Origin of the sequence: Jiella avicenniae (genome assembly GCF_021390325.1) — a bacterium.
GTDB classification, from domain to species: Bacteria; Pseudomonadota; Alphaproteobacteria; order Rhizobiales; family Rhizobiaceae; genus Jiella; species Jiella avicenniae.
In genome coordinates, this window is the sequence record NZ_JAJUWU010000004.1 from 413,261 (window position 1) to 420,563 (window position 7,303).

Here is a 7,303-nt window from a genome sequence, read left to right on the forward strand (position 1 = left end):
CGCTTGCTCTCCGCGACGAGCCCACTACCCTCCGCGACAGTTCGGCGTAGAGAAGGACCATCTGCCCATGACCGACGTGATCGTCCTCGGCGCCGGCATGGCAGGAGTGGGCGCCGCGCTGGCGCTGCAGGCGAGGGGGCACGACGTCGTCATCCTCGACCGGCAGCCGCAGTTTGCCGGCGAGACGAGCTACGGCAATGCCGGCATCATCCAGGCCGAGGCCGTCGAACCCTATGCCATGCCGACGGACATTCCCTCGCTGATCGCCATCGCGCTGAAGCGCACCAACGACGTCGAATGGAGCTTCGAGGCGGTCTCCTCGGAGGTCAGGAACCTCTTCAGCTATTTCCGTTATTCCCAGCCGAAGAACCTGCATCGCATCGCCGCCACCTACAGCGTCCTCATCCGCCGCTCGCGGGAGGACCATGCGCTCTACATTCCCGATGCCGGGGCCGAGGCTCTGATCCGCAAGGACGGCTTCAACCAGGCCTGGCGCGACGAGGGCAAGCTCGCGATGGCCGTCGCCAAGGCCGAGCGGCTCAACCGCGAATACGGCGTCGGCTACGAGGCGCTGGACGCCGACGGCCTGATGGCTGCCGAACCCGCACTGAAGCCCGGCTTTGCCGGTGCCATCCACTGGACCGATTCCTGGTGCTGTTCGAGCCCCGGCGATCTCACCCGCGCCTATGGCGAACTCTTCCTGAAGCGCGGCGGCCGGCTCGTCGAGGGCGATGCCGACACGCTGACGCAGGAGGGCGCCGGCTGGCGCGTCGACAGTGCCGACGGGAAGATTTCGGGCAGAGACGTCGTCGTCTGTCTCGGCGCCTGGTCGCCGAAGCTCCTGAAGCGGTTCGGCTACAAGATCCCGATGATCGAAAAGCGCGGCTATCACCAGCACTACCGCAACAACCCGCTCGACAAGCCGCTGATGGATGCCTCCGTCGGCGCGGTCTTCGTGCCGATGAAGCTCGGCATGCGGATCACCACCGGCGCCGAACTGACCGCCATGACCGCCACCCAGAAGCTGCGCCAGCTCGACGAGGCCGAGGCGGGAGCGCGCAAGGTGCTCGATTTCGGCGGGCCGGTCGAAAACCGGCCCTGGCACGGCACGCGCCCCTGCATGCCCGACATGCTGCCCGTCGTCGGCAAGGCGCCGCGGCACGACGGCCTCTGGTTCGATTTCGGCCACGGGCACCAGGGTCTCACGTTGGGCCCGACCACCGGCGTGCTGATCGCCGAGATGATGGAAAAAGGGGCGACGGCCCGCCCTCGGGATCCGGTTCTCGACGCTCTCTCGCCGGCCCGCCTTTCGTGAGGCGAGAGCGGCGGCGCGCCTGCGCTCGGCCAGCTGCACCGCGCAGGGCGCCGCGCCCGGCTTTCATCCGCCGGGACGCGCACCTATAGTATGGGCATGCTTCACTCCGATTTCCGCATTTCATGATGTCCGTCAGCGACTTGGCCAGACCTCAGGTTCCGCTCGACGCGCGCGCCCGGGAGATCTTCCGGCTGATCGTCGAAAGCTATCTCGACCAGGGCGAGCCCGTCGGCTCGCGCATGTTGTCGAAGCTTCTGACGTCGTCGCTGTCGCCGGCTTCGGTGCGTAACGTGATGAGCGACCTCGAAGCGCTCGGCCTGATCTATTCGCCGCATGTTTCGGCCGGGCGGATGCCGACGGAAATCGGCCTGCGCTTCTTCGTCGACGCCTTTCTGGAGGTCGGCGATCTCGCTTCGTCCGAGCGCGACGAGATCGAGGAGAAGGTGCGGCTCGTCGGCGACGGGCGCGGCATGGAAAACCTCCTCACCGAGGCGAGCAATCTGCTCTCCGGCCTGTCGCGCGGCGCCGGCATCGTGGTGACGACCAAATCCGACCTCCGGCTGAAGCACATCGAGTTCATCCGTCTCGAGCCGACCAAGGGGCTCGCCGTCCTCGTCGGCGCCAATGGCGAGGTCGAGAACCGCATCTTCGACCTGCCGGCGGGGGTGACCGCCTCGCAGCTCGTCGAGGCCGGCAACTTCCTCAACGCCCATGTCGTCGGCCGCACCCTCGGCGAGGCGCGCGAGCGAATCGCCGCGCTGAAGGACGAGACGGCGACCGCGCTCGACATGCTGTCCCAGACGCTCGTCGATCAGGGGCTCGCCATCTGGTCGGGGGCGGCGGCCGGCCAGCCGGCGCAGCTGATCGTTCGCGGCCGGGCGAACCTTCTCGATAACATCTCCGCCGCCGACGACATCGAGCGGCTGCGGCTCTTGTTCGACGATCTCGAGACGAAGAACGGCATGATCGAGCTGCTCGGCCTCGCCGAGGGCGGCAACGGCGTGCGGATCTTCATTGGCTCTGAGAACAAGCTGTTCTCGCTGTCCGGTTCCTCGCTGATCGTCGCCCCCTACAAGGGCGGCACCGAGAGCGTCGTCGGCGCCGTCGGCGTGATCGGGCCGACGCGGCTGAACTACCGGCGCGTCGTGCCGATGGTCGACTACACCGCCCGCATCGTTTCGCGGCTGCTGCAGCAGAAAGCCGCCGACGGCGAGGCTTGATTTTCCGGCCCGCCAATTCGATATGCCGCTGCGATAACGCATTCGTGCACCGGACGGGGCCGTGGTCGTCGAGGACTGCGGGCGCTGCGGTCGTGCCGCAATGACGAGGACGTCCGGCGGTCCGCGCTTCGCAACGGCGGGGGTGGAACGTCGCGACAACAGGATGAAAGAGGGACGATGAGCGAGACCGGCAAACCCGAGGGCGAGAGCCACGAGACCGATGCCGCCGAGACGGCCGCGGGCGAGAGCGCGGCTGCGGGCACGGCGACGCCGCAATCTTCGAAGTGGGGCGCGGCCTATGGCGAGGCGGCGGGCGACGACGATGCCGCCCATGACGGCGACGAGCAGCGGGCGCGCATCGCCGCGCTGGAAACGGAGAACGCCGACGTCAAGGACAGGCTGCTGCGCCTCGCCGCCGACATGGAAAATCTGCGCCGCCGCACCGAGCGCGAGGTCAAGGACGCGCGCACCTACGCCGTCACCGGCTTTGCCCGCGAGATGCTGTCGGTCGCCGACAATCTTTCGCGCGCCCTCGACGCGGTGCCCGAGGAGCATCGCTCCGACGAGAGCTCCGGCCTGAAGGCGCTGATCGAAGGCGTCGACATGACCGAGAAGGGCCTTCTCGCCACGCTGGAAAAGCACGGCGTCAAGAAGCTCGACCCGCACGGCCAGCGCTTCGATCCGAACTTCCACCAGGCGATGTTCGAGATCCCCAACACCGACGTGCCGAACGGCACGGTTCTGCAGGTCGTCCAGGCCGGCTACGCCATCGGCGAGCGGGTGCTGCGGCCGGCGATGGTCGGTGTGTCCAAGGGCGGGCCGAAGGCGGCGCCGGCCGAGGCCAAGAGCGCCGAGACCGAGGCGAACGGCGGGCAATAGGCTGACGGCTTATCCCCGCAGTTATCCCCGGGATCCATGATTACCGAAGCCGAAGACGCCGTTCCCTGTGAGCGGCGTCTTTTCTTTGTGACGAATCGCGCCTTGGTGTAGGTCTCCGCCTTCATTCGGATGTCACGAGGGGATGCGACGGCGATGGCGGAGCCTGCGCGCAAATTCGAGGAAGAGGTGGCGATCTATCGCGAGGCGCCGGCCAACATCGAGGCCGAGCAGGCGCTGATCGGCGCGATCCTCGTCAACAACGACGCCTATTACGTCGTCCACGACTTCCTCAAGCCCGACCACTTCTTCGAGCCGATCCACAAGGAGATCTTTTCCAAGACCTCCGAAATGATCCGGATGGGCAAGATCGCCAATCCGGTGACGATCAAGACCTTCCTGCCGGCGAACGACAAGATCGGCGAGATGACCGTCGCGCAGTATCTCGCGCGCCTCGCCGCCGAGGCGACGACGATCATCAACACGCTCGACTACGGCCGGGCAGTCTACGATCTGGCGCTGCGCCGCTCGCTGATCGGCATCGGCGAGGAGATGGTCAATCTCGCCTATGACGCGCCGCTCGACATGGAGCCGAAGAACCAGATCGAGGAAGCCGAGCGGCGGCTGTTCTCGCTCGCCGAGACCGGCCGCTACGACGGCGGCTTCCAGTCCTTCACCGACGCCGTCACCCTCGCCGTGCAGATGGCGACGGCGGCCAAGGACCGCGACGGCGGGCTCTCCGGTGTGTCCACCGGCATCATGGCGATGGACGGCAAGATGGGCGGGCTGCAGCCTTCGGACCTGATCATCCTCGCCGGCCGCCCGGCCATGGGCAAGACCTCGCTCGCCACCAACATCGCCTTCAACATCGCCGCCGCCTACGAACCCGCCGAACAGGCGGACGGCTCGTTCAAGGCGAAGAACGGCGGCGTCGTCGGCTTCTTCTCCCTCGAAATGTCGGCCGAGCAGCTCGCCACCCGCATCATCTCCGAGCAGACCGAGATCTCGTCGTCGAAGATCCGCCGCGGTCAGATCAACGATCAGGAGCTGACCAAGCTGATCGCCTGTTCGGAGATGATGCAGCGTCTGCCGCTCTACATCGACCAGACCGGCGGCATTTCGATCGCCCAGCTCTCCGCCCGCGCCCGAAGGCTGAAGCGCCAGCGCGGCCTCGACGTCATGGTGATCGACTACGTCCAGCTGATGCAGGGCTCGTCCAAGGCCTCGGCGCAGAACCGCGTCCAGGAGATCACCGAGATCACCACCGGCCTGAAGGCGCTGGCGAAAGAGCTGCAGGTGCCGATCATCGCCCTGTCGCAGCTGTCGCGCCAGGTCGAGGCGCGCGACGACAAGCGCCCGCAACTCGCGGACCTGCGCGAATCCGGTTCGATCGAGCAGGACGCCGACGTCGTCATGTTCGTCTATCGCGACGAATACTACCTCGCCAATCGCGAGCCGAAGCCCGGCACCGACGAGCATCTGAAGTGGGAACAGGCGCTGAACGACGCCAGAGGCAAGGCCGAGGTGATCATCGCCAAGCAGCGCCACGGCCCGACCGCCACCGTGCAGCTCGCCTTCCAGGCCGAATACACCCGCTTCACCGACCTCGCCGAGGAGGCCTATCTGCCGGAGCGGTTCGAGTAGGGGAGGCGGGGGCTTGCGCTTTCCTGCCTCCGACGCTCACCCCTTCGACTTGTGCCGCTGAACGCCAAGGCGCCATCCCCGACCCGCAGGCCGCGAACGCCTGGCTGCCCGTCGACCAGATCACAGCGTCATCCTCGGGCTTGTCCCGAGGATCTACTGCCGCCGCCGCACCAGAATCCGCACAGAATGCCCTTCCGCCCGCGGACGGTCCGATGATCAACGCGCAGTAGATCCTCGGGACAAGCCCGAGGATGACGCCGCGCAGGGGCCCGCGTCCGCCCGTGGGACGCGACCACACGCGATTTCAGCACCATTGCAAAATCGATGAATGGCCGTGCCGGCGTCCGACCTCGTCTTGGCGCATGGGCCCCATTCTCTGCTAGGCTCCACCCACAGGGGTCCGGCGGCGGGAGGCGCCAGGTCTTGAGCAAAAAACCATCTGGCGAGCATATCATGGCAGCATCGCGTTCAGGCGTTCCGGCATCTCCCCATCATCATTCGCGCATGCCGCGCGTCACCATCGACACCGAGGCGCTGAAGGCCAACTGGCGGACGCTCGACGCCCTGAATGGCCCGGCCCGCACCGGCGCGGCGGTGAAGGCGGACGGCTACGGCCTCGGCGCGGTGCGCGTGTCGCAAGCGCTGTTCGACGCCGGCTGCCGGGATTTCTTCGTCGCCTGGGCGGAAGAGGGTGTGGCGCTGCGCGCCGGCCTCGATGCGGCCGGGCTCGGCGATGCGCGGATCTTCGTGCTGCAGGGGGTGGCGCTTGACGATGTGCCGGCCTGTCTCGAAGCCCGGCTGATCCCGGTCCTGTCGAACCTCGCCGAGATCGCCGCCTGGTGCGAGGGACTGGAACGCGCCGGCGCGAAGGCGCCCGCGGCGCTGCAGTTCGAGACCGGCATGAACCGCCTCGGCCTCGACGCGGCCGAGATCCCCATCGTCAAGGCGGCGCAGGCGGGCGGTGCCCTCGACGTCCGCCTCGTCATGAGCCATCTCGCCAGCGCCGACGAGGGCACCGAGCAGCGCGAGGCGCAGCGCCGGCAGTTCCTGGCGATCTGCGAGTATTTCCCAGGCGTCGAACGTTCGCTCGCCAATTCCGCCGGCTCGTTTCTCGGGCCCGACTACGCCTTCGACCTCGTTCGTCCCGGCATCGCGCTCTATGGCGGCCGGGCCGGCGCGCCTTCCGACGGCAAGCTGGAACCCGTCGCGACGCTGACCGCCGCCGTCCTGCAGGTCCGCACCGCCAAGGCCGGCGAGGCCGCCGGCTACGGCGCGGCGGCAAAGCTTTCCCGCGACACCCGCATCGCCACCGTCGGCCTCGGCTATGCCGACGGCTACCCCCGCGCCGCCTCCGGCGCCGGTGTGCCGCTCCGCGAAACGCGGCCGGGCGCGGTGGCCTTCGTCGCCGGGCATCTGGCGCCGGTGCTCGGCCGGGTGTCGATGGACCTGACGCTGCTCGACGTCACCGACGTTCCGGCGGAGCTGGTGGAGCCGGGGACGCGGGCGGAGTTCTTCGGGCCGAACGTCGCGATCGACGATGTGGCCGATGCGGCGGGGACGATCGCTTATGAGTTGTTGACGGGGCTGGGCAAGCGAGTAGCGCTCAACTATCAATCGTGAACTGCTAGCGGCCGCCAACAGGCAGGAAACCTTCTATGAAACTCAAGATCTTGCTCGGTTTGGCAATCGTCCTGTCGTTTGCAGGCGGCTTTTACCCTGCATTGGCATGTTCCCGGCTGTCCGGCACCGAGGCGAGTGATTTTGCTGCGGCGACGATGGTGTTCCATGCGCTCGTCGTTGAGGCGAAGCTTGATGACTACATCACGCCGGGCCAACCTGCTGGTCGGAAGGACCGCGTTCTTGTCCAGGCGCGCTACGAGCTCAAGACCAGCATCAAGGGCAATCCGCCGAAGTCCGGCTGGGTCACATCGACGACCGGAGTTATCGGCGGTTGTGCAATACCGCTCTTGGCCGGACAGGAATATGTATTCTTTGTCACGGCGTGGCCCGCCGAAGCGCCCGACACGATGAAGAAAAGGTCGCTCGGCACGGTAAACATCTTCGGAAGCCAGATGGTCGCTGGCAATGCGCCAAATGTGATCAAGAAACTGAAGGGCCTGAGTCTCCCGTGAAGAATTTCGAAGCCACTGAAATGGCTGACTGATCGGCATCTGCAAAGATTTGACTTTTGCCGGTTTCAGCCGTCTGTGGCCGCAGAAACTTGCAAATTGCGTTGCGGCGTTGAGCG

The 7,303-nt window shown here is 66.8% G+C and carries 6 protein-coding genes; all 6 read left to right on the forward strand.

All coding sequences use genetic code 11. From position 1 onward, the window contains the following. Positions 1–67 precede the first annotated feature (67 nt). The 6 genes from LZD57_RS06355 (at position 68) to LZD57_RS06380 (ending at position 7,187) form a co-directional block, all read left to right on the forward strand. Complete coding sequence (locus LZD57_RS06355) at positions 68–1,315, forward strand: NAD(P)/FAD-dependent oxidoreductase (RefSeq protein ID WP_233718599.1); 1,248 nt, start codon at positions 68–70, stop codon at positions 1,313–1,315. A 125-nt stretch (positions 1,316–1,440) separates the two neighbouring features. Next, on the forward strand, positions 1,441–2,535 hold the full coding sequence (gene hrcA, locus LZD57_RS06360; protein WP_233718639.1) for a heat-inducible transcriptional repressor HrcA: 1,095 nt from the start codon (positions 1,441–1,443) through the stop codon (positions 2,533–2,535). 177 nt (positions 2,536–2,712) lie between these two features. Further along, the gene (grpE, locus tag LZD57_RS06365) at positions 2,713–3,414 is read left to right on the forward strand and encodes a nucleotide exchange factor GrpE (RefSeq protein ID WP_233718601.1); all 702 of its coding nucleotides are present in this window, start codon (positions 2,713–2,715) and stop codon (positions 3,412–3,414) included. 153 nt (positions 3,415–3,567) lie between these two features. Beyond that, on the forward strand, positions 3,568–5,055 hold the full coding sequence (locus LZD57_RS06370; RefSeq protein ID WP_233718603.1) for a replicative DNA helicase: 1,488 nt from the start codon (positions 3,568–3,570) through the stop codon (positions 5,053–5,055). 453 nt (positions 5,056–5,508) lie between these two features. Continuing rightward, positions 5,509–6,675: an alanine racemase gene (gene alr / locus LZD57_RS06375; RefSeq protein ID WP_233718605.1), complete on the forward strand. Its 1,167-nt coding sequence runs from the start codon at positions 5,509–5,511 to the stop codon at positions 6,673–6,675. A 35-nt stretch (positions 6,676–6,710) separates the two neighbouring features. Next, positions 6,711–7,187: a hypothetical protein gene (locus tag LZD57_RS06380; RefSeq protein WP_233718607.1), complete on the forward strand. Its 477-nt coding sequence runs from the start codon at positions 6,711–6,713 to the stop codon at positions 7,185–7,187. The last annotated feature ends 116 nt before the right edge of the window (positions 7,188–7,303 follow it).